At 65.3% G+C, this 24787-nt stretch carries 20 protein-coding genes and 3 rRNA genes; 7 read left to right on the forward strand and 16 right to left on the reverse strand.

Annotated features, from left to right (window positions below; translation table 11 throughout):
* Complete coding sequence (glgB, locus tag G6N64_RS25685; protein ID WP_163800627.1) at positions 1–2223, forward strand: 1,4-alpha-glucan branching protein GlgB; 2223 nt, start codon at positions 1–3, stop codon at positions 2221–2223.
* Positions 2224–2292: 69 nt separating this feature from the next.
* On the opposite strand, the gene G6N64_RS25690 is transcribed toward glgB, so the two are convergent.
* From G6N64_RS25690 to G6N64_RS25700, 3 genes are all read right to left on the reverse strand, one after another.
* Positions 2293–3186 (reverse strand): tetratricopeptide repeat protein, encoded by an 894-nt coding sequence (locus G6N64_RS25690; RefSeq protein WP_163800628.1) that lies wholly within the window; start codon positions 3184–3186, stop codon positions 2293–2295.
* 13 nt (positions 3187–3199) lie between these two features.
* Positions 3200–3583 carry a DUF3817 domain-containing protein gene (locus G6N64_RS25695; protein WP_163800629.1) on the reverse strand — a complete coding sequence of 128 codons (384 nt, stop codon included), beginning with the start codon at positions 3581–3583 and terminating at the stop codon, positions 3200–3202.
* Between the two features lie 61 nt (positions 3584–3644).
* On the reverse strand, positions 3645–4826 hold the full coding sequence (locus tag G6N64_RS25700) for an acetyl-CoA C-acetyltransferase (protein WP_163800630.1): 1182 nt from the start codon (positions 4824–4826) through the stop codon (positions 3645–3647).
* Positions 4827–4909: 83 nt separating this feature from the next.
* Between G6N64_RS25700 and mce the strand changes: the two genes are divergently transcribed.
* Positions 4910–5386 (forward strand): methylmalonyl-CoA epimerase, encoded by a 477-nt coding sequence (gene mce, locus G6N64_RS25705; RefSeq protein ID WP_163800631.1) that lies wholly within the window; start codon positions 4910–4912, stop codon positions 5384–5386.
* Between the two features lie 4 nt (positions 5387–5390).
* Here the strand turns inward: mce and G6N64_RS30330 are convergent, their stop codons facing one another.
* Positions 5391–5681 carry an Rv1322 family protein gene (locus tag G6N64_RS30330; protein ID WP_163800632.1) on the reverse strand — a complete coding sequence of 97 codons (291 nt, stop codon included), beginning with the start codon at positions 5679–5681 and terminating at the stop codon, positions 5391–5393.
* Positions 5682–5700: 19 nt separating this feature from the next.
* Complete coding sequence (gene nucS, locus G6N64_RS25715; RefSeq protein ID WP_163800633.1) at positions 5701–6372, reverse strand: endonuclease NucS; 672 nt, start codon at positions 6370–6372, stop codon at positions 5701–5703.
* 47 nt (positions 6373–6419) lie between these two features.
* Between nucS and G6N64_RS25720 the strand changes: the two genes are divergently transcribed.
* Positions 6420–8054: an adenylate/guanylate cyclase domain-containing protein gene (locus G6N64_RS25720; protein ID WP_163800634.1), complete on the forward strand. Its 1635-nt coding sequence runs from the start codon at positions 6420–6422 to the stop codon at positions 8052–8054.
* A 58-nt stretch (positions 8055–8112) separates the two neighbouring features.
* Positions 8113–8409 (forward strand): hypothetical protein, encoded by a 297-nt coding sequence (locus G6N64_RS25725; protein ID WP_163800635.1) that lies wholly within the window; start codon positions 8113–8115, stop codon positions 8407–8409.
* A 17-nt stretch (positions 8410–8426) separates the two neighbouring features.
* On the opposite strand, the gene glsA is transcribed toward G6N64_RS25725, so the two are convergent.
* From glsA to G6N64_RS25740, 3 genes are all read right to left on the reverse strand, one after another.
* The gene (gene glsA / locus G6N64_RS25730; protein ID WP_163800636.1) at positions 8427–9695 is read right to left on the reverse strand and encodes a glutaminase A; all 1269 of its coding nucleotides are present in this window, start codon (positions 9693–9695) and stop codon (positions 8427–8429) included.
* A 47-nt stretch (positions 9696–9742) separates the two neighbouring features.
* Positions 9743–10492 carry a hypothetical protein gene (locus G6N64_RS25735; RefSeq protein ID WP_163800637.1) on the reverse strand — a complete coding sequence of 250 codons (750 nt, stop codon included), beginning with the start codon at positions 10490–10492 and terminating at the stop codon, positions 9743–9745.
* 66 nt (positions 10493–10558) lie between these two features.
* Positions 10559–11704: a beta-mannosidase gene (locus G6N64_RS25740; protein ID WP_163800638.1), complete on the reverse strand. Its 1146-nt coding sequence runs from the start codon at positions 11702–11704 to the stop codon at positions 10559–10561.
* A gap of 135 nt (positions 11705–11839) precedes the next feature.
* On the opposite strand from G6N64_RS25740, the gene G6N64_RS25745 reads away from it, so the two are divergent.
* A complete protein-coding gene (locus G6N64_RS25745) occupies positions 11840–13330 on the forward strand; it encodes a DNA-3-methyladenine glycosylase 2 family protein (RefSeq protein WP_163800639.1) in 1491 nt (496 codons plus the stop codon).
* Positions 13327–13830 carry a methylated-DNA--[protein]-cysteine S-methyltransferase gene (locus G6N64_RS25750; protein WP_163800640.1) on the forward strand — a complete coding sequence of 168 codons (504 nt, stop codon included), beginning with the start codon at positions 13327–13329 and terminating at the stop codon, positions 13828–13830. Before G6N64_RS25745 ends, G6N64_RS25750 begins: the two co-directional genes overlap by 4 nt.
* 81 nt (positions 13831–13911) lie before the next feature.
* Here G6N64_RS25750 and rrf read toward each other — a convergent pair.
* The 4 genes from rrf to murA form a co-directional block, all read right to left on the reverse strand.
* Positions 13912–14024 (reverse strand): 5S ribosomal RNA (gene rrf / locus G6N64_RS25755).
* Between the two features lie 144 nt (positions 14025–14168).
* Positions 14169–17294, reverse strand: a 23S ribosomal RNA gene (locus G6N64_RS25760).
* 488 nt (positions 17295–17782) lie between these two features.
* Positions 17783–19300, reverse strand: a 16S ribosomal RNA gene (locus tag G6N64_RS25765).
* The 16S, 23S and 5S rRNA genes sit together here, the layout of an rRNA operon.
* 337 nt (positions 19301–19637) lie before the next feature.
* The gene (gene murA, locus G6N64_RS25770) at positions 19638–20891 is read right to left on the reverse strand and encodes a UDP-N-acetylglucosamine 1-carboxyvinyltransferase (protein WP_163800641.1); all 1254 of its coding nucleotides are present in this window, start codon (positions 20889–20891) and stop codon (positions 19638–19640) included.
* Positions 20892–20973: 82 nt separating this feature from the next.
* On the opposite strand from murA, the gene G6N64_RS25775 reads away from it, so the two are divergent.
* Positions 20974–21549, forward strand: coding sequence for a cob(I)yrinic acid a,c-diamide adenosyltransferase (locus G6N64_RS25775; RefSeq protein ID WP_163800642.1), 576 nt, complete (start codon positions 20974–20976; stop codon positions 21547–21549).
* Here the strand turns inward: G6N64_RS25775 and G6N64_RS25780 are convergent.
* The 4 genes from G6N64_RS25780 to G6N64_RS25795 are packed head-to-tail and all read right to left on the reverse strand — an operon-like array spanning position 21546 to position 24783.
* On the reverse strand, positions 21546–21992 hold the full coding sequence (locus G6N64_RS25780; RefSeq protein ID WP_163800643.1) for a DUF2550 domain-containing protein: 447 nt from the start codon (positions 21990–21992) through the stop codon (positions 21546–21548). The genes G6N64_RS25775 and G6N64_RS25780 overlap by 4 nt on opposite strands.
* 6 nt (positions 21993–21998) lie before the next feature.
* Complete coding sequence (locus G6N64_RS25785; protein WP_163800644.1) at positions 21999–22364, reverse strand: F0F1 ATP synthase subunit epsilon; 366 nt, start codon at positions 22362–22364, stop codon at positions 21999–22001.
* A 33-nt stretch (positions 22365–22397) separates the two neighbouring features.
* Positions 22398–23831, reverse strand: a complete 1434-nt coding sequence (gene atpD / locus G6N64_RS25790; protein WP_163800645.1) for a F0F1 ATP synthase subunit beta — start codon at positions 23829–23831, stop codon at positions 22398–22400.
* A gap of 25 nt (positions 23832–23856) precedes the next feature.
* Entirely contained in the window at positions 23857–24783 is a 927-nt protein-coding gene (locus G6N64_RS25795) for a F0F1 ATP synthase subunit gamma (RefSeq protein WP_163800646.1), read from the reverse strand.
* Between the last annotated feature and the right edge of the window lie 4 nt (positions 24784–24787).

Below are 24787 nucleotides of genomic sequence, written 5' to 3' on the forward strand. Positions count from 1 at the left end.
ATGACCCGCACGAACCCGTTCACCAGCGAGAACCTGCGGCCCGACGCCGCCGACCTGGGCCGGCTCCTCGCCGGCGAGCACTACGACCCCCATTCCATCCTCGGCGCGCACGAGTACGCCGATCACACTGTGATCCGCGTGCTGCGGCCCAACGCGCTCGAGGTCACCGCCCTGATCGGCGGTGAACGCCACACCTTCGACCACGTCGAGGATGCGCTCTTCGCCGTCGCGGTGCCGGTCACCGGGTTGATCGACTATCGCCTCGAGGTCAGCTATCCGTCCGGCAGCGACACCCCTCACTCCCACACCGTCGCCGATCCGTACCGGTTCCTGCCGACGCTGGGCGAGATGGACCTCCATCTCTTCGCCGAGGGCCGACACGAGCGGCTCTGGGACGTCCTCGGTGCCCACCCGCGCACCTACACCACCCCCGACGGCCCGGTGACGGGCGTCTCGTTCGCGGTGTGGGCGCCGAATGCCAAGGGCGTCAACCTCATCGGCGAGTTCAACCACTGGGGCAACGACGCCCCGATGCGCGTCCTCGGCTCCTCGGGCGTATGGGAGCTGTTCTGGCCCGAATTCCCCGCCGACGGGCTGTACAAGTTTCGCGTCCATGGCGCCGACGGCTCGGTCACCGACCGGGCCGACCCGATGGCCTTCGCCGCCGAGGTGCCTCCGCAGACCGCGTCGCGGGTCACCGTGAGCGACTACACCTGGAGCGACGACGACTGGATGACCCAGCGCGCGCTCAAGAACCCCGTGTTCGAGCCGATGAGCACCCTGGAGGTGCACCTGCCCTCCTGGCGTCCCGGACTGACGTACCGCGAGTTGGCCGTCGAACTCACCGAGTACGTCCTCGAACAGGGCTTCACCCACGTCGAGATGCTCCCGGTGGCCGCGCACCCGTTCGGCGGGTCGTGGGGCTACCAGGTGACCTCGTACTACGCGCCGATGCCCCGTCCGGGCACTCCCGACGACCTCCGGTTCCTGATCGACACACTGCACCAGGCCGGCATCGGCGTGCTCGTCGACTGGGTCCCCGCGCACTTCCCCAAGGACGCATGGGCGCTGGGTCGCTTCGACGGCACCCCGCTCTACGAGCACTCCGATCCGCGTCGCGGCGAGCAACTCGACTGGGGCACATACGTCTTCGACTTCGGCCGGGCCGAGGTGCGCAACTTCCTCGTGGCCAACGCGCTGTTCTGGCTGCAGGAGTTCCACGTCGACGGTCTACGTGTCGACGCCGTCGCCTCGATGCTGTACCTGGACTACTCCCGTCCAGCGGACGGATGGACTCCCAACGTCTACGGCGGCCGGGAGAACCTCGAGGCCGTGCAGTTCCTGCAGGAGATGAACGCGACGGTGCACAAGGTGACGCCGGGCATCGTCACCATCGCCGAGGAGTCGACGTCCTGGCCCGGCGTCACCCGGCCCACCAATCTCGGCGGCCTCGGGTTCTCCATGAAGTGGAACATGGGCTGGATGAACGACACGCTCGAGTACGTCGCGCGTGACCCGATCTATCGCGGCTTCCACCACGGCGAGATCACCTTTTCGATGATCTACGCGTTTAGTGAGAACTTCGTGCTGCCGATCAGTCACGACGAGGTCGTACACGGCAAGGGCACGCTCTGGGGCCGGTTGCCGGGCGACGACCACGCGAAGGCCGCGGGCCTGCGCGGCCTGCTGGCCTACCAGTGGGCACACCCCGGCAAGCAACTGCTGTTCATGGGCCAGGAGTTCGGCCAGCGCGCCGAGTGGTCCGAGGAACGCGGAGTCGACTGGTTCCAGCTCGAGGAGCAGGGCTTTTCCGGCGGCATCCAGCGGATGGTCCGGGACATGAACGCCGTCTACCAGGACCGGCGCGCACTGTGGTCGCGCGACCCGAGCCATGAGGGCTACTCGTGGATCGACGCCAACGACTCCGGGAACAACGTCCTGAGCTTCCTGCGCTTCGGCGACGACGGGTCGACGCTGGCGTGCGTCTTCAACTTCTCCGGGTCCGAACACGCCCGCTACCGCCTGGGCCTCCCCCACGCGGGGACGTGGCGCGAGGTGCTCAACACCGACGCGTCGAACTACAACGGTTCGGGCATCGGCAACTACGGCGCCGTCGAGGCGACCGACGAACCGTGGCACGGCAGGCCGGCGTCGGCGCTGATGGTGCTGCCACCGTTGGCTGCGCTCTGGTTCGAGCCTGCCCCACCGGAGGCCGCGGGCTAGTCCCGGCGAGCAGACGCGAAATCCCCTGATTATTCGGTAATCAGGGGATTTCGTGTCTGTTCGCGCGGCTCAGTACAGCGCGTTGGCGAGGTTGCGCCGGCCCGCGACGACGTCCGGGTCGGCCGGGTCGAAGAGTTCGAACAGTTCGATGAGGCGCGTCCGAACCGCGGTGCGGTCGTCTCCTGCCGTGCGCTTCACCAGCGCAATGAGCCGGTTGAACCCGGCGGCCAGGTTCCACTGCTGCACCTCGACGTCGGCGGCCGCGAAGGCCGCTGCCACGTCGTCCGGAGCAGCGTCCGCGCGCGCCACCGCATCCTCGGGGTGCGAGCCCGCGCGCTTCTCGAACGTCAACCGACGGACCGCACCCTTGGCTTCCTCGTCATTCGGCGTGGACTCCAGGATGGCCTGGTAGGCGGCCAGCGCCCCATCGAAGTCGCCTGCGTCGATGAGGGCACGCGCACGTTCGACCTCGGGGTCGACGGCCTCGGGTTCGCCTTCCTCTCCGGACGCGAGCTTGCCCGCGGTGGCCTCGAGAAGCGAGTCGACCCAGCGCCGCAGCTCGTCGGGTGGTTGCGCGCCCTGAAAACTCGACAGCGGCTGACCGGCCGCGAGCGCCACGACGGTCGGGACGCCCTGCACCCCGAAGGCCTGCGCGATCTGGGGCACGACGTCGACGTTCACTCGCGCGAACGCCCACGTGCCCCCGTCCTGGGCGGCGAGTGCGGCGAACACCTCGGCGAGCTGAACGCTCGACGGGCTTCGGGGCGTCCACAGGAGGACGACCACCGGCACCTGATTGGACCGCGCGAGCACCTCGGCTTCGAAGTTCGCCTCGGTGACCTCAACGGCGCCGGGAACCGCGGCAGCGGAGTCCGCGGCTGCGGGTGAAGGAGGTGGCTGTTTGAGGGCCGACAGGTCGATCGCTCCGGCCAGCGCGGGCCCTATGGGTCGTGGACGCGTCACGTCCACGATTCTGTCACGTCGATTCGGGAACCGAGGTGGCGGCCGGAGAGGCTCCGGCAGCACTCATCCGACCCGTCCGATCAGCCCATATGAGGAAGATCACACTGCCCAGCGGCACGATGCTGCCCAGCAACGCCAGGACCCACGTGCCCGGACGCCACCGGTGGGCGATGCCGACGAGGATCGCCGCGATCACGAAGGCGACGAACACGCCGCCGTGGATCGGGCCGAAGATCTTCACCCCGACCTCCGTACGAGGTGAGCCCGCGTACTTGAAGAACATCCCGACCAGCAGGCCGGCCCAACTGACCGCCTCCGCGAACGCGATCACCCGGAACCAACTCGCGACCTTCGCCCCGTTGCGCTGGACGCTGAACGTGCCTGTCATGCCTGCCATTGTGCCGGACGCCGCGCGAAGCTACTACGCGGCGTCGTTGACTGCCGGCGCCAACCCGGCCTCAGGGCCTGCGCAGGATCAGCGCGTCGCCCTGTCCGCCGGCGCCACAGAGCGCCGCCACCGCGTAACCGGAGCCCTTGCGCGCGAGTTCCAGCGCCGCGTGCAGCGTGATGCGGGCACCGGACATTCCGATCGGGTGTCCGATCGCGATCGCACCCCCGCTGACGTTGACCTTGTCGGCGTCGATGCCGAGTTCCCGCGTCGACGCCAGCCCCACGGCCGAGAACGCCTCGTTGATCTCGATCACGTCGAGCTGGTCGACGGTGATGCCCTCCTTGGCGATCGCCTTCTTGATCGCGTTGGCGGGCTGGCTCTGCAGCGTCGAGTCGGGCCCGGCGACCACGCCGTGCGCGCCGATCTCCACCAGCCACTCGAGACCCAGCTCCTCGGCCTTGGCCTTGCTCATCACCACGACCGCGCATGCGCCGTCGGAGATCTGCGACGCCGACCCGGCGGTGATCGTGCCGTCCTTGCGGAACGCGGGCTTCAGGCTCGACAGCGATTCGGCGGTCGTGTTGGCCCGGATCCCCTCGTCCTCGGTGAACTCGATCGGGTCGCCCTTGCGCTGCGGGATCGAGACCGGCACCACCTCGTCGGCGAACACCCCGTCCTTCCACGCCGCGGCCGCCAGCTGGTGCGAGCGCGCCGCGAATTCGTCCTGCTGCTCGCGGGTGAACTGGTCGACGTCGTTGCGCTGCTCGGTGAGCGCACCCATCGGCTGGTCGGTGAACACGTCGTGCAGTCCGTCGTAGGCCATGTGGTCGCGCACCGTCACGTCGCCGTACTTGTAACCCGACCGGCTGTCCATCAGCAGGTGCGGCGCCTTCGTCATCGACTCCTGGCCGCCGGCCACGACGACCTCGAACTCGCCGGCCCTGATCAACTGATCTGCCAGCGCTATGGCGTCGATGCCCGACAGACACATCTTGTTGATCGTCAGCGACGGCACGTCCCAGCCGATGCCCGCGTCGACGGCGGCCTGACGGGCGGGCATCTGACCCGCACCCGCCGTCAGCACCTGGCCCATGATCACGTAGTCGACCGCCGACGCCGCCACACCGGCCTTCTCGAGCGCACCCCGGATGGCGATCGCCCCGAGGTCACTGCCCGAGAAGTCCTTCAGCGAACCCATGAGCTTGCCCACGGGAGTGCGGGCTCCAGCAACGATTACCGACGTCGTCATGCGATACCTCCAGGTGTGGACTTCCGGGGTGTGTGGCCGATCACACATTCCGTAGACATTCCCCTGAAGGTTACCTTTAGGAGATGACCACCGAGCACGTAGACGCCCGTCCGACGCTCGCGAGCGCACTCGTCACGGCCATCGATCACGTGGGCATCGCGGTCCCCGACCTCGACGTCGCGATCAAGTGGTATCACGACCACCTCGGCATGATCGTGCTGCACGAAGAGGTCAACGAGGAGCAGGGCATTCGCGAGGCGATGCTCGCCGTGCGCGGCGCGCCCAAGGGCAGCGCTCAGGTGCAGTTGATGTCCCCGCTCGACGAGACCTCGACCATCGCCAAGTTCCTCGACAAGCGCGGTCCGGGGCTGCAGCAGTTCGCGTACCGGGTCAGCGACATCGACGCACTCACCGAGCGTCTCCGCGAACAAGGCACCCGGCTCCTGTACGACGAGCCCCGGCGTGGCACGGCAAACTCCCGGATCAACTTCATCCACCCGAAGGATGCCGGCGGCGTCCTCGTCGAACTGGTCGAGCCCGCGGAGGCCGAGGCGCACTGAGCGCCTAGGACCACCTTCGCGTCGGGCCCCGGTTGCCGCGGTTCGTCCAGCAGGGCGTGTGCCAGTGTCGACGGTCGTCGACCTCGCCACCGTGATCGGCCGGCCACACCACCACGTGCGGCGTGCCGGGCCTGACCTCGTGATCGCACCCGGGGCAGCGGTAGGTCTTCACCGCGCGTGATCCCGGAACGGCCTTCACCTCGTACTCGAAGCCGTCCGGCCCCGTCTCCAGTCGTCGCTGAAACGTCGGCGGCAGGGACGGCCGACGTCGGGGTTCGGGGCGGCGTCTGGGCACGAGGTGTGTTCCCACTCCCTCAGAAGAGCCGGAACTCGTTGCTGTCCAGGCCCCGCATCGCGTCGTAATCCAGGGTGACGCAACGAATCCCACGATCGACCGCCAGCGTGCGGGCCTGCGGCTTGATCTGCTGCGCGGCGAACACCCCGGCCACGGGGGCCAGCACGCTGTCCCGGTTGAGTAGGTCGAGATAGCGGGTGAGCTGTTCGACGCCGTCGATCTCGCCACGGCGCTTGATCTCGACGGCCACCGATCCACCCGTCTCGTCACGGCACAGCAGATCGACCGGACCGATGGCCGTCATGTACTCGCGGCGCACCAGCGTGTAACCGACGCCCAGCAGCTCGACGTGCTCGGCCAGCAGCTCCTGCAGGTGCGCCTCGACGCCGTCCTTGACCAGTCCGGGATCGATGCCGAGTTCGTGCACGGAGTCGAGTTCGACGTCCTCGAGGGTGATGCGGAGCTGCTCACCGGCCTTGTTCTCCACCACCCACACCGGTGCCGGTCCGTCGTTCTCCTCGACGATCCAGCACGGTGGACTCATCCAGTTCAGTGGCTTGTAGGCGCGGTCGTCGGCGTGCACGCTGACCGACCCGTCCGCCTTGATGAGCAGCAGTCGCCGAGCCGAGGGGAGATGGGCGGTGAGCCGGCCGACGTAGTCGACGGTGCACCGAGCAATGACGAGCCGCACCGAACCACCATAGATTGCCGAGCAGGGGTCACTAGGCTGACGCCACGATGAGGCATCAGAAGAGCACCGCACAACGGCTCGGCGGGGTCCTCGCGCGGGTGACCAGTCAGAGCAGTCATGGATCGGCGTCCGCGGAGTACGGGTCGTGGATCCTGGGCCGCGTCTCGGAGAGCCAGCATCGTCGGCGCATCCGCATCCAGCTCATCCTGACCACGTTCGTCGTCATCGCAAACCTCATCGGCATCGGCGTCGCCCTGCTGGTGATCACCGTGACCTTCCCGGTGCCCAGCGTCTTCGACTCCGGGGTGCTGTGGATCACCGCCGCCGTCGCTCCGGCGTACATCGGCTCCGCGCTGATCGTCGGCGTCATCTGGGCCACCAGTCGCGTCATCCGCAACGTCCGGTGGTCCATCGAGGAGCGCATCCCCACGCCGAAGGATCAGCGCAACACGTTCTTCGCGCCGTGGCGCCTGACGCGCGTCCTGCTGGTGCTGTGGAGCGGCGGCACCATCCTGCTGACGCTGCTCTACGGCCTGCAGAACACCGACTACATTCCGAAGGTGTTGCTGGGCATCAGCTTTCCCGGCATCGTCGTATCCGCCAGCTGCTATCTGTTCACCGAGTTCGCCCTCCGGCCCGTGGCCGCGCAGGCACTGGAGGTGGGGCCGCCGCCACGACGCTTCGCCCCCGGGATCATGGGCCGCACCCTGACGGTGTGGGCCGTGGGGTCGGGCGTCCCGGTGCTGGGGATCCTGCTGGCCGCGATCATCACGCTGACCTTGCAGATCGTGTCGCCGACCCAGTTCACCGTCGCCGTCATGATCCTCGCGGTATTCGCGCTGGCCTTCGGCTTCATCCTGATGTGGATCCTGTCGTGGCTGACCGCGACCCCCGTCAGGTCCGTGCGCAACGCGCTGGACCGCGTGGAGCGCGGGGACCTGGACACCAACCTCGTGGTGTTCGACGGCACCGAACTCGGCGAGTTGCAACGTGGTTTCAACCGGATGGTGCACGGGTTGCGCGAACGGGAGCGGGTGCGCGACCTGTTCGGCAGGCACGTCGGTCGCGAGGTCGCGCTGCTCGCCGAGAAGGAACGCCCCGAGCTGGGCGGCGAGGAACGGCACGCGGCAGTCATCTTCGTCGACATCATCGGTTCGACCCAACTGGTCACCAGCAGGCCCGCCGTCGAGGTGGTCGAACTGCTCAACCGGTTCTTCGCCGTGATCGTCGACGAGGTCGACCTGCACCACGGCCTGGTCAACAAGTTCGAGGGCGACGCGGTCCTCGCCGTCTTCGGGGCGCCCGTGTCGCTGGACAACGCCGAGGAGGAAGCGTTGTCGGCGGCCCGTGCCATGGCGCGCCGGCTGCGCGCCGAGGTACCGGAGTGCAAGGCGGGCATCGGCGTCGCCGCGGGTCAGGTCGTCGCGGGCAACGTGGGCGCCAAGGCACGGTTCGAGTACACCGTCATCGGCGCACCGGTCAACGAAGCCGCACGTCTGTGCGAACTGTCCAAGGAGATCGAGGGCAACCTCGTCGCATCGGCCGAGACCGTCACCAATGCGGGCGACGAGGAGAGCGCCAAGTGGACGTTGGGCAAGAGTGTGACACTGCGCGGTCACGATGAGGCAACGACACTCGCCACGCCCGTCGAGAACGCCGACGCGGGTTCCACCGACGGTTAGCGTCTGAGCGTTCTCACAGGCACGACTCAGGAACCTGAGCGGGCGGGAAGGCTCCGACATGTCACGCACACCGCGATACCTCGCGCCGATGTTCATCGCCGTTGCTGCGGCAATCACGCTTGCGCCAACGGCCACAACGGATCCCGACATCGACGGCGAGTCGGCCGCAGCCGTGGTGGACCAGTTGCGGGAAGAGGGCTTCGACGTCACGGTCAATGGTCTCCCCAGTGGCGACACGTCGCTGCTGACGACCTGCGTCGTGACCACCATTCACAATCCGGGCGATCCGTCGTCGGATCCCACGACCACCAGTCCTGTATCCGTCGACATCGCCTGCCCGATCCAGCACGCCTGACGTCAACGCGCCTGACGTCAGCGCGACGAGGCAGCCGCCACGGCGTCGTCGACGGTGCGGAAGCGGACGCCGTCGGACTCCGCTTCCGTGTCGGTCATGATGCCGCCCGGATCCACGACGTAACCGGTCTTGCCCTGTGCGCGCAGAATTTTCGACATACCGGACAGCAGACCGCGCGCGGCGTCGTCGATGTCGTCGACCCGCGACACGTCGAGGATGACGACGTCGAAGCCTCTCATCTCTCGGTCCACCGTGCGTACCACCTGCTCGGCGCCACAGAACGACAGGTCGCCGTGCGTCTCGTACACCCGCACGCCCTCGAGCGGTTCGTAGACCGCTCGCATGGCCGCCCGCGACTCACGTGACACGGCCAGGAAGTGCAGCCCCAGTTGCTCGGACAGGCTGCGGCACAGGCGGACTCCACGCACGCTGTTGCCCTTGTCGTCGAGCAGCGGCGAGTACACCCCTATCCCCAGCTGTCCCGGCAGGACGGCCACGATGCCTCCGCCGACACCGCTCTTGGCGGGCATCCCCACCGCGCTCACCCAGTCGCCGGCAGCGTCGTACATCCCGCAGGTGACCATCACCGACAGCGTCCTCTTGACCACCGCCGACGTGGTCACCCGCCGTCCGGTCATCGGGTTCGAGCCGCCGCGGGCCAGGGTGGCCGCCATCCGCGCCAGGTCGGTGGTCGTGACCCGTAGCGAACACTGTCGGTAGTAGACGTCGAGCACCTCGTCGGGATCGTCGTCGAGGACGCCGAAACTCTGCAGCATGTAGGCGATCGCGCGGTTGCGGCTGCCGGTGGCCTTCTCCGACTCGTACACGTCGACGTCCAGGTCGAGCCTCCTGCCCGCGCACGCGGAGTAGAAGTCGTGGATGAGCGCGAACCGCTCGTCGGCCGATCCGGCGGGGATCAGCGACACCGCCGCGATCGCGCCCGCATTGATCATCGGATTCTTGGGCATCCGCGTCGTCTCGTCGACGCTGATCTCGTTGAAGGCCTCACCCGACGGCTCGACCCCGATGCGCGCGTCGACCGCCACCTCGCCGATCCGGTCGAGGGCCAGCGCGTACGTGAAGGCCTTCGAGATCGACTGGATCGTGAATTCGACTCCGGCATCACCCGATTCGTAGACGAAGCCGTCCGACGACGACAGGCTCACACCGAACCCCGCCGGATCGACCCGAGCCAGTTCGGGGATGTAGTCCGCGAGGGCGCCATCGGCGGCGTCGGCGTGCTCCGCGCGGATGCGGTCGAGGTACTCCTGCACCAGTAGAGCCACGACTCGGGAGTCTAGGCGGCAGCCTCAGGTCGTCGAGACCCGAAAGATCAGGTAGTGACCGCGGGATGCCGGTCGATCCAGCCGCGCCCCTCCTTGGCGGCGCGGTTCAGCGCGCCGAACTCACCGAAGTAGTCGGCCACCGCGCCCGCACCGGGCAGCATGCCGAGGTACCGGTAGATGCCCCTGGGTCGGTGCCGCTTGACCAGCTCGTCGCCGATGGCGCGCATCAACCCGGCGAGCTGCCACAGCGCCTTGCCCACCCCGGCGAAGGACCACTCGACGGCATCCTGTTCCGGCTCGGCCGGCACCGCGACGTCCTCGTCGGGGCTCACCTCCCGGTCGCACATGACGGAGGCCAGCAGTCGCACCTGCTGGCGTCGGTCGGTGATGCCATGCTCGCGTGCCACCGCGCACAGGATGACCGCCTGATTGGCGAACCCGAGGAAGTCCTGCAGCGGCAGTCGGTCGGCGATCACGCCGAGCACTCCCGGGAACGCCACGATGATCGTGTCGACCGCCCCGACCCGTCGCACCCACCAGTGCACCCGCGCGTCGGTGTCCATGTCCTCCCACGCCTTGGTTCCCGGCACGTCCGCGGCGTCGAGCACCCACGCCGCGGCGTCCAGCACCTTGCCCGCCGCGCCGTCCGCAGCCAGGTCACGGGTGCGCTCCTTGAGGCCGACCGGGTCGGATGCGAGCAGGTCCAACAGCGGATTGATGATGCCGACGGCGCGGGCCAGCACGCAGGCCACCTCGTAGTCGCTGAGGACGCGGGTCGGCGCCGGGAAGATGCTCATGGGTCAATCATGGCCGCCGCGGACGGCGACGACCAATCCGTCCGTCGGCGGTGTCGCATCGGACGGTCACGCGCCGGTTCCGACCATGTCCAGCAGTGGGTCGTCGGGTCCGATGTCGAACGTGCACTGGTCGAGACGCGGATCGGGGACGTACGACCAGAACATCACGCCGGCCGCGCCGTGCGTGCGCGCAGCGGTGACGAGGGACGACACCTCCCGCCTGCGGTCCTCCAACGTGTTGCAGGCCCCCGCCGCCACGCCGATCTCGGCGACCAACAGCGGTTTGTTCACCGCCCGCGCCTGCTCGACCCGTCGTCGCAGGCCGTCTCGCGGGTTGCCGGGGACGTAGTCGGAGGCCTCGTAAAAGTGGTATTCGACGACGTCGATCCCGGCGGAGGCCGCCACCATCTGGTACTCGTCAGCGGCGGATCCGCACTGGCTCCCGCCGGTGTGTCCGCTGAAGGTCAGCACGTCGCGGTCGAGGCTTCGGATCCGCGATCCGACCTCGTCGAAGAACGTCCGTAGCACCAGGGCGGCGTCCGGCGGGCAGAGCCGGGTCTGCCAGGTGCAGGACGCGTCGGTGCACGACGACGGCTCGGGCTCTCCGACGGGTGTCCAACCGGCGAGCGCCGGTGACGAACTCCAGCGCTGCACGGCGACGTTCAGCCACGCCTCGAACGGCATCGGCAGTCCGTGCGATACCTCGGAACGCCATCCCGACCGGTACCAATCCTCGTTCTTGAAGTAGTCGTTCTCGCAACCACCGTCGCCGCCCGTCAGGACGCCGATGAGCAGCTGGTCGTGACGTTCCGCGGCGGCGAAGATCGCATCGAGCCGGGAGAAGTCGAGTTGCCCGGTGTGCTTGTTGACGGCGAAGGCCGAGTACACGTTGACGCGGCTGAGTGAGCCCGATGGAAGGCTTCCGAAGTAGCGTTCCAGGTCGACCTCGGCGCCGCAGCCGGCGTTGATCTTCCAGTCGGTCCCCAGCTGGTACGCGTTGATTCCGATAGGCCACCACGGCTTGCCGTCGAGCGTCAGCGACGTACCGTGGACTCCCAGCCGGTGCTGGGGATCGTCCCCCGCCGCGCCGCCACGGGTATGCAACCGTCCGGGAGAGTTCGACCCGCACCCCAGAGCGATCACCAGCAGCCCGACCGAGAGCACGCACACGGCCCTGCGGCGGCGCGGTGTGGTGGCTCTCGAGAGCCTCATGGTCCGCACCATACCCACGAGCACCCGACCGCCGCTCGCGCTTGCGTACTCGGCTCTCTGCCGCTCAGGTGGCCATCGAGCCGCGATGTCGGTTTTCCGCCAGTGCTGTCGGTGCCATCGTGTAATCGTCGAAGCATGTACGACGACTTCGACCGCTGCTACCGAGCCGTCCAATCGAAGGACGGCCGGTTCGACGGCTGGTTCGTCACCACGGTGCTGACGACGGGCATCTATTGCCGACCGAGTTGTCCGGCACGACCGCCCCGAGCACGCAACGTCCGGTTCCTGCCGACGGCTGCTGCCGCTCAGGGCGCCGGATTCCGCGCCTGCAAACGCTGCCGGCCCGACGCTTCGCCAGGCTCCCCCGAGTGGAACGTCCGCACGGACGCGGTGGCGAGGGCGATGCGCCTCATCGCGGACGGCACCGTCGATAGGGAGGGTGTCACCGGCCTCGCGACCCGGGTCGGGTACACCACCCGCCAACTCGAACGGCTGCTGCAGGCCGAGGTGGGCGCCAACCCGCTGGCGATGGCGCGTGCGCAGCGCACGCAGACGGCGCGGATGCTCATCGAGACAACGGACATGCCATTCGGTGACGTGGCGTTCGCGGCCGGGTTCGCCAGCATCAGGCAGTTCAACGACACCGTGCGCGCCGCGTGCGCATCAACCCCCACCGAGCTTCGGTTGCAGGCGCGGACGCCGAGGCGCGCGGGGACGACGACCGGGGCGGGGTTCATGTCGGTCAAACTGGCCGTGCGTCGGCCGTTCGCCTACGAGGGACTGTTCGGGCACCTCGCCGCCAGTGGCATCCCCGGTGTCGAAGAGTTCCGGGACGGCGCCTATCGCCGGACCATGCGGCTGCCGTCGGGCAATGCGGTGGTCTCCCTGCGGCCGCATCCCGACCACGTCCGGTGCGACCTGATGCTGGACGACGTCCGGGACCTGTCCACGGCCATCGCCCGCACCCGCAGACTGCTCGATCTCGACGCCGATCCGGAGGCGGTGGTCGACCATCTCGGCGCCGACCAGCACCTGGCCGCGGTGGTCGCCAAGGCTCCGGGCCAGCGGCTTCCCGGGACAGTCGATGCCGAGGAACTGGCCGTGCGGGTCGTGCTCGGCCAGCAGGTGTCCGTCAAGGCGGCCCGCACCCATGCCCGGCGGCTGGTGGAGGCGTATGGATCGCCCATCGACGACGTGGAGGGCGGCCTCACCCACGTCTTCCCGGACTCGACGCAACTCGCGGACATCGACCCTGCACTCATGGCCTTTCCCAAGTCGCGGCAGCGCACGTTGGTGGGCCTCGTCCGCGGCCTCCTCGACGGATTCGTCTCCCTGGGGCCCGGTAGTGACTGGAACACTGCACGCGAGCAGCTGCTGGCGCTGCCCGGCATCGGGCCGTGGACCACGGAGGTGATAGCGATGCGGGGACTCGGGGATCCCGACGCGTTCCCCGCCAGCGACCTGGGCGTGCTCAGCGCCGCCAAGCAGCTCGATCTGCCCTTCGACGCACGCGCCCTGGTCGCGCACAGTTCCCGCTGGCGCCCCTGGCGGGCATACGCCACCCAGCATCTGTGGACGGCGCTGGATCACGACGTCAACGTGTGGCCACCGAAGGAGACGTCATGAGCGCAATCCTGTGCCGGACGGTCGACAGTCCCGTCGGCCCATTGACCCTGGCCGGGTCCAATGGCCGGCTTCGGCACCTCCGGATGGTCGATCAAACGCACGAGCCGAGCCGCGAGGGCTGGGTGAGCGATGATGACGCATTCGCAGACGTGGTTTCTCAGCTCGAAGAGTACTTCGCCGGCCGCCTGGTCGACTTCGACGTAGCCCTCGATCTCCCGGGAACCGAATTCCAGCAGAAGGTCTGGAGCGCTCTGCTCACCATTCCGCTTGGCGATACGCGCACGTACGGCCAGATTGCCGATCAGATCGGCTCGCCCGGCGCCTTTCGCGCTGTCGGTCTCGCCAATGGCCGTAATCCCGTGGGAATCATCGTGCCGTGCCATCGCGTCATTGGCGCGAATGGCGGACTCACCGGATATGGCGGCGGAATAGAAAAGAAACGACACCTACTCGACATGGAACGCAATCGAATGGCACCTATTGCGACGCTCTTCGATTGAGCGTCGCGCCGGATATTGCAATTACACAAGAAAATGCCCGTGGCCCCCAATCGAAATTGGGGGCCACGGGACTTAAAAGGTGTTCGGCGGTGTCCTACTTTTCCACCCGTAGGGGTAGTATCATCGGCGCTGGTAGGCTTAGCTTCCGGGTTCGGGATGGGTCCGGGCGTTTCCCTGCCGCTATTACCGCCGTAACTCTATTTTATTTTCAGCCCCGTATTTTGGTGTTATTTGGTGGTGGGGTGTGGTCTGTCTGATCCTCGTGTGGATGCGTGGTTGCGTACGCGTGTTGTGGTGTGACTTACACGTTTCCTTTGAACCCCCGTGGGGGTGGTTGTGTGTGTAAGTTTTCGGCCGGTTAGTGCCAGTTCCCTGCACCCATTGCTGGGCTTCTAGGTCTGGTCTATCAATCCCGTGGTCTGCGGGGGGCCTTATCCCACTTAATGGGTGAGAAGCCTGGTCTTGGAGGGGGTTTCCCGCTTAGATGCTTTCAGCGGTTATCCTGTCCGAACGTAGCTATCCAGCGGTGCCCCTGGTGGGACAACTGGTAGACCAGAGGTTCGTCCGTCCCGGTCCTCTCGTACTAGGGACAGGTTTCCTCAAGCTTCTGACGCGCGCGGCGGATAGAGACCGAACTGTCTCACGACGTTCTAAACCCAGCTCGCGTGCCGCTTTAATGGGCGAACAGCCCAACCCTTGGGACCTGCTCCAGCCCCAGGATGCGACGAGCCGACATCGAGGTGCCAAACCATCCCGTCGATATGGACTCTTGGGGAAGATCAGCCTGTTATCCCCGGGGTACCTTTTATCCGTTGAGCGACACCCCTTCCACTCGGGGGTGCCGGATCACTAGTCCCGACTTTCGTCCCTGCTCGACATGTACGTCTCGCAGTCAAGCTCCCTTGTGCACTTACACTCAACACCTGATTGCCGTCCAGGTTGAGGGAACCTTTGGGCGCCTCCGTTACTTTTTTGGAGGCAACCGCCCCAGTTAAACTACCCACCAGGCACTGTTCCTGAACCGGATATACGGTTCGAGGTTAGAAGCCCAATACGATCAGAGTGGTATTTCAACGATGACTCCACCCACACTGGCGTGCGGGTTTCACAGTCTCCCACCTATCCTACACAAACCGTACCGAGCGCCAATACCAAGTTGTAGTGAAGGTCCCGGGGTCTTTTCGTCCTGCCGCGCGTAACGAGCATCTTTACTCGTAGTGCAATTTCGCCGAGTCTATGGTTGAGACAGTTGAGAAGTCGTTACGCCATTCGTGCAGGTCGGAACTTACCCGACAAGGAATTTCGCTACCTTAGGATGGTTATAGTTACCACCGCCGTTTACTGGGGCTTAAATTCTCAGCTTCACACCCCGAAGGGCATTAACCGGTCCTCTTAACCTTCCAGCACCGGGCAGGCGTCAGTCCGTATACATCGTCTTGCGACTTCGCACGGACCTGTGTTTTTAGTAAACAGTCGCTTCTCACTGGTTTGTGCCACCCCCCACCGCTGCCGGCCGCGAGGGCCATGACAGTAAGGGGTCCTCCTTCTCCCGAAGTTACGGAGGTATTTTGCCGAGTTCCTTAACCATAGTTCACTCGTACGCCTTGGTATTCTCTACCTGACCACCTGTGTTGGTTTGGGGTACGGGCCGTGTCTGCACTCGCTAGAGGCTTTTCTTGGCAGCATAGGATCACCGAATTCGCCTCAATCGGCTATGCATCACCTCTCGGACTTGTGTGACATCCGGATTTGCCTAGATGTCGTCCTACGGGCTTGCCCCAGTATTACCACTGACTGGTACGGCTACCTTCCTGCGTCACCCCATCGCTTGACTACTACCAGCGAAGGTCCCGCGCAGCCCCACGAACCCTCACACCCGAAGGTGATCGGTGATCGTGGTTTTGGGCGGTTAGTACCGCTGATTCATCACGGGCGCGCATACACGGGTACGGGAATATCAACCCGTTGTCCATCGACTACGCCTGTCGGCCTCGCCTTAGGTCCCGACTCACCCTGGGAGGACTGGCCTGGCCCAGGAACCCTTGGTCTTTCGGCGGGCAAGGTTCTCACTTGCCTTATCGCTACTCATGCCTGCATTCTCACTCCCACACCCTCCACAGCTCCATCACTAGGCTGCTTCATCGGCGTGCAGGACGCTCCCCTACCCATCCTTGCGGATGCCGCGGCTTCGGCGGTGTGCTTGAGCCCCGCTACATTATCGGCGCACAATCACTTGACCAGTGAGCTATTACGCACTCTTTCAAGGGTGGCTGCTTCTAAGCCAACCTCCTGGTTGTCTTCGCGACTGCACATCCTTTTCCACTTAGCACACGCTTAGGGGCCTTAGCCGGCGATCTGGGCTGTTTCCCTCTCGACGCACGGAGCTTATCCCCCGCCGTCTCACTGCCGCACTGTTGACTTACCGGCATTCGGAGTTTGGCTGACATCAGTAACCTTGTGAGGCCCATCCGCCATCCAGTAGCTCTACCTCCAGTAAGGACCATGCAACGCTGCACCTAAATGCATTTCGGGGAGAACCAGCTATCACGGAGTTTGATTGGCCTTTCACCCCTACCCACAACTCATCCCCTCAGTCTTCAACCTAAGTGGGTTCGGGCCTCCACAACATCTTACTGCTGCTTCACCCTGGCCATGGGTAGATCACTCCGCTTCGGGTCCAGAACACGCCACTACACCACACACTCTTGTGCGGATACGCCCTATTCAGACTCGCTTTCGCTGCGGCTACCCCACACGGGTTAACCTCGCGACATGTCCCTGACTCGCAGGCTCATTCTTCAAAAGGCACGCCATCACCCCACGACGAATCGAAGGCTCTGACGGCTTGTAGGCGCACGGTTTCAGGTACTATTTCACTCCCCTCCCGGGGTACTTTTCACCATTCCCTCACGGTACTAATCCGCTATCGGTCATCAGAAGGTATTCAGGCTTACCGGGTGGTCCCGGCAGATTCACAGCAGATTCCACGGGCCCGCTGCTACTCGGGAACACCACACAAGGCAGACATCGGGTTTTCACGTACCGGGCTCTCACCGTCTACGGCAGGCCATCCCAAGCCACTTCCGCTAACCACGACATTTTCTCACTGCCCTCCAGTCGGATAGAACTGGAAACATGGGTCCCACAACCCCGCACACACAACCCCTACCCGGTATCACATGCATGCGGTTTAGCCATCCTCCGCTTTCGCTCGCCACTACTCACGGAATCACTGTTGTTTTCTCTTCCTACGGGTACTGAGATGTTTCACTTCCCCGCGTTACCTCCCGCACCCTATGTATTCAGATACGGGTAACACGACATCACTCGTGCTGGGTTTCCCCATTCGGACACCCTCGGATCAACGCTCGGTTGGCAGCTCCCCGAGGCATATCGCAGCCTCCCACGTCCTTCATCGGCCTCTGATGCCAAGGCATCCACCATGCGCCCTTAAACACTTACAAAGCACAAAACCATAAACAAAGAAAAAATCACACCACAACAAACCGACACACTCAGTGCAGGCGCCACCCCCATGACGGGAACGGAACCCACGACGCATGCCAGCTTGATGCTCGCAACCACTATCCACGAATCAAACACCACACCCCACCACCAAAACCTGGGGCAACAACCAAACCACCCACACTCTCGTGCGAGCCGGCGCCCCGACCCCACCCCCGACCATCCCCACACAGGGAACGGTCTTACATTCGGGGTGGCGTACACGCGCCGCGGGCTTGTTGTCTCAAAGCCCAATAGTGTGTTGGTGATTCGCGGGCCGGCATCTTCTCCTACCGGTACCCGCACTGCTTGCCATGTGCACCAGACCCCCACCCACTACAGGCACGACCCAACGGAATGTCGAGTCTTGGGGGCCATCCAACGAATCGCCCGGCGCACCGAACCCCCACACGATGTGGGCGGGGCCGAGTCTCGTGGTGCTCCTTAGAAAGGAGGTGATCCAGCCGCACCTTCCGGTACGGCTACCTTGTTACGACTTCGTCCCAATCGCCGATCCCACCTTCGACGGCTCCCTCCCACGAGGGGTTAGGCCACCGGCTTCGGGTGTTACCGACTTTCATGACGTGACGGGCGGTGTGTACAAGGCCCGGGAACGTATTCACCGCAGCGTTGCTGATCTGCGATTACTAGCGACTCCGACTTCACGGGGTCGAGTTGCAGACCCCGATCCGAACTGAGACCGGCTTTGAAGGGATTCGCTCCACCTTACGGATTCGCAGCCCTCTGTACCGGCCATTGTAGCATGTGTGAAGCCCGGACATAAGGGGCATGATGACTTGACGTCATCCCCACCTTCCTCCGAGTTGACCCCGGCAGTCTCTTACGAGTCCCCGCCATGACGCGCTGGCAACATAAGATAGGGTTGCGCTCGTTGCGGGACTTAACCCAACATCTCACGACACGAGCTGACGACAGCCATGCACCACCTGCACACAGGCCACAAGGGAACTGATATCTCTACCAGCGTCCTGTGCATGTCAAACCCAGGTAAGGTTCTTCGCGTTGCATCGAATTAATCCACATGCTCCGCCGCTTGTGCGGGCCCCCGTCAATTTCTTTGAGTTTTAGCCTTGCGGCCGTACTCCCCAGGCGGGTACTTAATGCGTTAGCTACGGCACGGATCCCAAGGAAGGAAACCCACACCTAGTACCCACCGTTTACGGCGTGGACTACCAGGGTATCTAATCCTGTTCGCTCCCCACGCTTTCGCTCCTCAGCGTCAGTTACTGCCCAGAGACCCGCCTTCGCCACCGGTGTTCCTCCTGATATCTGCGCATTCCACCGCTACACCAGGAATTCCAGTCTCCCCTGCAGTACTCAAGTCTGCCCGTATCGCCCGCACGCCCACAGTTAAGCTGTGAGTTTTCACGAACAACGCGACAAACCACCTACGAGCTCTTTACGCCCAGTAATTCCGGACAACGCTCGGACCCTACGTATTACCGCGGCTGCTGGCACGTAGTTGGCCGGTCCTTCTTCTGCACATACCGTCACTTGCGCTTCGTCTGTGCTGAAAGGAGTTTACAACCCGAAGGCCGTCATCCCCCACGCGGCGTCGCTGCATCAGGCTTGCGCCCATTGTGCAATATTCCCCACTGCTGCCTCCCGTAGGAGTCTGGGCCGTATCTCAGTCCCAGTGTGGCCGGTCACCCTCTCAGGCCGGCTACCCGTCGTCGCCTTGGTGAGCCGTAACCTCACCAACAAGCTGATAGGCCGCGGGCCCATCCCACACCGCAAAAGCTTTCCCCCACCAACCATGCAGTCAATGAGGTGTATTCGGTATTAGACCCAGTTTCCCAGGCTTATCCCAAAGTGCAGGGCAGATCACCCACGTGTTACTCACCCGTTCGCCACTCGAGTACCCCGAAGGGCCTTTCCGTTCGACTTGCATGTGTTAAGCACGCCGCCAGCGTTCGTCCTGAGCCAGAATCAAACTCTCCAAACAAAAACAACCCAACCCAACAGGTCAGGTGAATTCGCAATCAGAAAAATCCGATCAACAAACCAGAACACCAAACAAACTGGCATCCAAAAAACCATGCCCCCCTAAACGAGAAAAAAGGAGACACAGCAAAACAACAAACAAAAACCACCAAACACACTATTGAGTTCTCAAACAACACACCCGGTTTTCGGGCAACCCCGCCAGTCTATTACCTCGGACTCAGCGGAGTCAAGCCCCCTGGCTCCTTTCCGTGAGGTCCGGGCCGCTGGGCTTGAACACAACCTTACACACAGAAGTCCAAAGTCCCAAAACCCCTGAGAGACAGCTGTTTCGCGTGCTAGTGAACGCGCTCGATCTCGGCGCCGAGGGCCGCCAGGTTCTCCACGAACAACGGATAGCCCCGGTCGATGTGGAAGACGTCGTGCACCTCGGTGTCACCGTCGGCGACGAGACCGGCCAGCACCAGGCCGGCGCCGGCACGGATGTCCGACGCCCACACCGGAGCGCTCGACAGCTGCGGCAGACCACGCACCACCGCGTGGTGACCGTCGGTCCGTGCATCAGCACCCAGGCGGATCATCTCCTCGACGAAGCGAAATCTCGCCTCGAAGACGTTCTCGGTGATCATCGACGTGCCGTCGGCGATGCACGCCAGTCCGATCGCCATCGGCTGCAGATCCGTGGGAAAGCCGGGGAACGGCAGCGTCGCCACGTTGACCGCCTTCGGACGCTCGTACTGCACGATGCGGAACCCGTTGTCGTGCTGGGTGACGGTCGCGCCCGTGTCGTGCAACTTGTGCAGGACCAACTGCAGGTGCTGTGGATCGACGCCGGTCACCGAGATGTCGCCACGCGTCATGGCCGCGGCGATCCCCCACGTCGCCGCCACGATGCGGTCCCCGATCACCCGGTGCTCGGTGGGATGCAGCTTGTCGACCCCGGTGATCACCATCGTGTGCGAACCGGCGCCGGTGATCTGCGCACCCATCTGGTTGAGCATCTCGCACAGGTCGACGACGTCGGGTTCGCGCGCGGCATTGTGAATCGTCGTCACGCCCTCTGCGAGGACGGCCGCCATCAGGATGTTCTCGGTCGCCCCCACCGAGGGGAACTCGAGTTGGATCTCCGCCCCACGGAGATGGTCGGCCTCGGCGACCACACACCCGTGCTCGATGTTGCAGCGCGCCCCCAGCTGGCGGAGGCCGGCCTGGTGCATGTCCAGCGGGCGCGACCCGATCGCGTCGCCGCCGGGGAGCGCCACACGCGCCCGCTTGCACCGGCCGACGAGCGGGCCCAGGACACACACCGACGCGCGGAACTGGCGGACCGCGGCGAAGTCGGCGTCGTACTTCAACTCGTCGGGTGAGGTGATGGTGACGGTCGACCCGTCCAGGTCGACGGTGGCACCAAGGCCACGCAGTACCTCGGCCATGAGTGGCACGTCAAGGATGTCGGGGCAGTTCGTGATGGTGCTGACGCCTTCGGCCAGTAGCGCCGCCGCCATGAGCTTCAGAACACTGTTCTTGGCCCCTCCGACGGCGACCTGGCCAGACAACCGGTGGCCACCGGTCACCACGAATCGCTCGGTCACGGGGCTCAGTTTAGGGCAGCCCAGCCGGTGCCGAGCGCCGTCGGCGATCCGCGCGACGCAGGCCCGGCGGTACGGTTTCACCATGGCAGTCCACCTGACCCGCATCTACACCCGGACCGGCGACGACGGCACGACCGGTCTGAGTGACTTCAGCCGGGTGTCGAAGAACGATCCGCGGCTCGAGGCCTATGCGGACTGCGACGAGGCCAACGCCGCCATCGGCGTCGCGGTGTCGCTCGGCGCCCCGGACGACCGGGTACTGGCGGTCCTGCGCCAGATCCAGAACGACCTCTTCGACGCGGGCGCTGACCTGTCGACGCCCGTCGTCGAGAACCCCGAGTACCCGCCGCTGCGGGTGCGTCAGGACTACGTCGACCGCCTCGAGGGCTGGTGCGACGAGTTCAACGACGCACTTCCTGCGCTGAACTCGTTCATCCTGCCGGGCGGGACACCGCTGTCGGCGCTACTGCATGTCGCACGAACGGTGACGCGGCGAGCCGAGCGGTCGGCGTGGCGTGCGGTGGAGCGGCACGGCGAGTCGATCAGCGTGCTGCCGGCGAAGTACCTCAACCGGTTGTCGGATCTGCTGTTCATCCTGTCGCGGGTCACCAACCCGGACGGTGACGTCCTGTGGCAACCGGGCGGGAAGCGGACCTAGTTCGACCGACGGCGGGCGCGCGGCGAGGGACGCGATTCCAGCCATGACGTGAACCCGGTCAGGGCTCCGCGGTCGAGTGCGATCTCGTAGCCCCGACCGCGGTCCGTGCCCGTGTCGCGTAGTTCGAGCACGACGATCTGGTCGCTCATGATGTCGGTTTCGTCGCCTCGAGGCGCCCGTCGGGCGACCACCTCGAGTCCTCGACGTGGCAACCGTCGATCCGGCCACCAGCGGAAGCTCGACAACCGGTAGAAGCCCGCCTCGCCGCCCTTGTACCGCATGACGCCGTGGCGCCAGCCGTGACCGCCGACGGCAGGGGTATCACGCAGGATGGCGGCAGTGCCGCCCACCTGACGGAGTTTCCACAGCCGGTAGGACAGCGCAGCGACGACCAGGAGCAGCACGCCGACCAGCGCGACCATGAACCACATGGACGCGCTCATCGGCGGCTAGTCGAGTTGGCCTACGGCACGCAGCCGCGCACGGCCCCAGGCCGCAGTGCGCTCGTCGTCGGATTCCGAGTCCTGCTTCGCCTCGTCGGCGTTGACCTCGGACTCGAACTGGGCGTTCTCGACCAGGATTCGCACCGCTTCGTCGGTGACGGACAGGAATCCCCCGTCGACCGCAATGCGCAGGTCGTCCTCGCCCTCGCGCTCGACGCGAACCATCGCGTCGTCGACGAGTTGAGCCACCAGCGGGATGTGCCGCGGCAGTATCCCGATCTCGCCCGCCGTGGTGCGGGTGAACACGAACGTCGCGTCACCCGACCACAGCTCACGCTCCACGGCCACGATCTCGACGTGTATCTCAGCCATGCCGCACCGCCTTCCGGAGGATTCGTGCGCTCATCAGAGCTTGGCGCCGAGGCTCTCGGCCTTCTTCGCCAGGTCGTCGAGGCCACCGATGAGGAAGAACGCCTGCTCCGGCAGGTGGTCGAACTCGCCCTTGGTGAGCTTGTCGAACGCCTCGATGGTCTCCTTCAGCGGAACCGTCGAACCAGGCTGACCGGTGAACTGCTCGGCCGCCATCATGTTCTGGCTGAGGAAGCGCTCGATGCGGCGGGCGCGGTACACCAGCTGCTTGTCTTCCTCGGAGAGCTCGTCGACACCGAGGATGGCGATGATGTCCTGCAGGTCCTTGTAACGCTGCAGGATTCGGATGACCTCCTGCGCGACCCGGTAGTGGTCGTCGCCAACGACGCTGGGGTGCAGGATCGTCGAGCTGGACGCCAGCGGGTCCACCGCCGGGAAGATGCCCTTCGAGAACACCGCGCGCGACAGCTCCGTGGTGGCGTCGAGGTGGGCGAACGTGGTCGCTGGCGCCGGGTCGGTGTAGTCGTCGGCGGGCACGTACACGGCCTGCATCGAGGTGATCGAGTGACCACGGGTCGAGGTGATGCGCTCCTGCAGCTCGCCCATCTCGTCGGCCAGCGTGGGCTGGTAGCCCACGGCGGACGGCATGCGGCCGAGCAGCGTGGAGACCTCGGAGCCCGCCTGCGTGAAGCGGAAGATGTTGTCGATGAACAACAACACGTCCTGGCCCTGCTCGTCGCGGAAGTACTCCGCCATCGTCAGCGCCGACAGCGCGACGCGCATACGGGTGCCCGGCGGCTCGTCCATCTGACCGAACACGAGTGCGGTGTCCTTGAGCACGTTGGCGTCCGCGAGCTCGACCCAGAGGTCGTTGCCCTCGCGGGTGCGCTCCCCCACGCCGGCGAACACCGAGGTGCCACCGAAGTTGCGGGCGATGCGGTTGATCATCTCCTGGATGAGCACCGTCTTGCCCACGCCCGCGCCGCCGAACAGCGCGATCTTGCCGCCGCGGACGTACGGGGTCAGCAGGTCGACGACCTTCAGACCGGTCTCGAGCATCTCGGTGCGCGGCTCGAGGGAGTCGAAGGACGGCGGCTTGCGGTGGATCGACCAGTGGTCGAAGTCCTCGCCGTAGCCGGGCTCGTCGAGGCAGTTGCCGAGGGCGTTGAACACGTGACCCTTGACGCCGTCGCCGACGGGTACGGAGATCGAGGCACCGGTGTCGGTGACGTCGACGCCCCGGACCAGTCCGTCGGTCGGCTGCATCGAGATGGTGCGCACGAGGTTGTCACCCAGGTGCTGCGCGACCTCGAGGGTCAGCGTCTTCGCCATCTCCTTGTAGGTGATCTCGGCGTGCAACGCGTTGAACAGCTCCGGCACGGAGCCGCGCGGGAACTCGACGTCGACGACCGGGCCCGTGATGCGGACCACGCGCCCTGCGGTCTTGGAATCTTCTGCGGTGGCAGTCATTTCTCTTCTTCGCTTCCTCGGGGGCTTACTTGGCGTCGGCGAGCGCGTTGGCGCCACCGACGATCTCGCTGATTTCCTGGGTGATCTGGGCCTGGCGCTCGCGGTTGGCTTCCAACGTGAGTGCCTTGATCAGGTCGTCGGCATTGTCACTGGCCGACTTCATCGCCCTACGGCGCGAAGCGGATTCGGACGCTGCGGCCTCGAGCAGCGCCGAGTAGACGCGGGTGGCGACGTACCGCGGCAGTAGCGCGTCGAACAGGGACTCCGCGTTGGGCTCGAACGAAAACAGGGTCTGTGGGCCCTCGTCCGGTGCATCCTCGACGTACTCGACGACCATCGGCGCAATCCGGCGCGCCTCCGCCGACTGCGACAGCATCGACTTGAACTCCGAGAAGACGATGTGCAACTCGTCGACACCAAGGATGCCGTCGTCGCCCGCGTCGTCGCCGTCGTCGTCCTGGCCGGACATGAACGCCGAGACGAGAACCTCCGCGATCTCCCTGGCCTGCTCGTAGGTGGGGCGCTCCGAGAAGCCGCTCCACGACTCGATGACGTCGCGACCACGGAAGTTGTAGTACCCGAGCGCCTTCCGGCCCACGGTGTACACGACCGGCTGCTTGCCCTCGTCTCGCAGCAGTGCAAACAGTTCCTCCGAGCGGCGCAGCACGTTCGCGTTGTACGCGCCGCACAGCCCGCGATCAGAGGACACCACCAGCACGGCTGCGCGCTTGGGTGACTCCCGCTCGACGAGCAGTGGGTGATCGAGTGCACTGGCACCCGCCAGCTCGGTGAGCATGTTGGTGATCTCGCTGGCGTAGGGCCGAGCCGCTTCGACTCGGGCCTGCGCCTTGGCGATTCGCGACGTCGCGATCAGTTCCTGGGCCTTGGTGATCTTCTTGATCGACCCGGCGGAACGGATGCGCCCGCGTAGCTCGCGCAGTGTGGCTGCCATCGGT

The sequence above is a fragment of the Mycolicibacterium sediminis genome, assembly GCF_010731735.1.
In the GTDB taxonomy this organism is placed as follows: Bacteria; Actinomycetota; Actinomycetes; order Mycobacteriales; family Mycobacteriaceae; genus Mycobacterium; species Mycobacterium sediminis.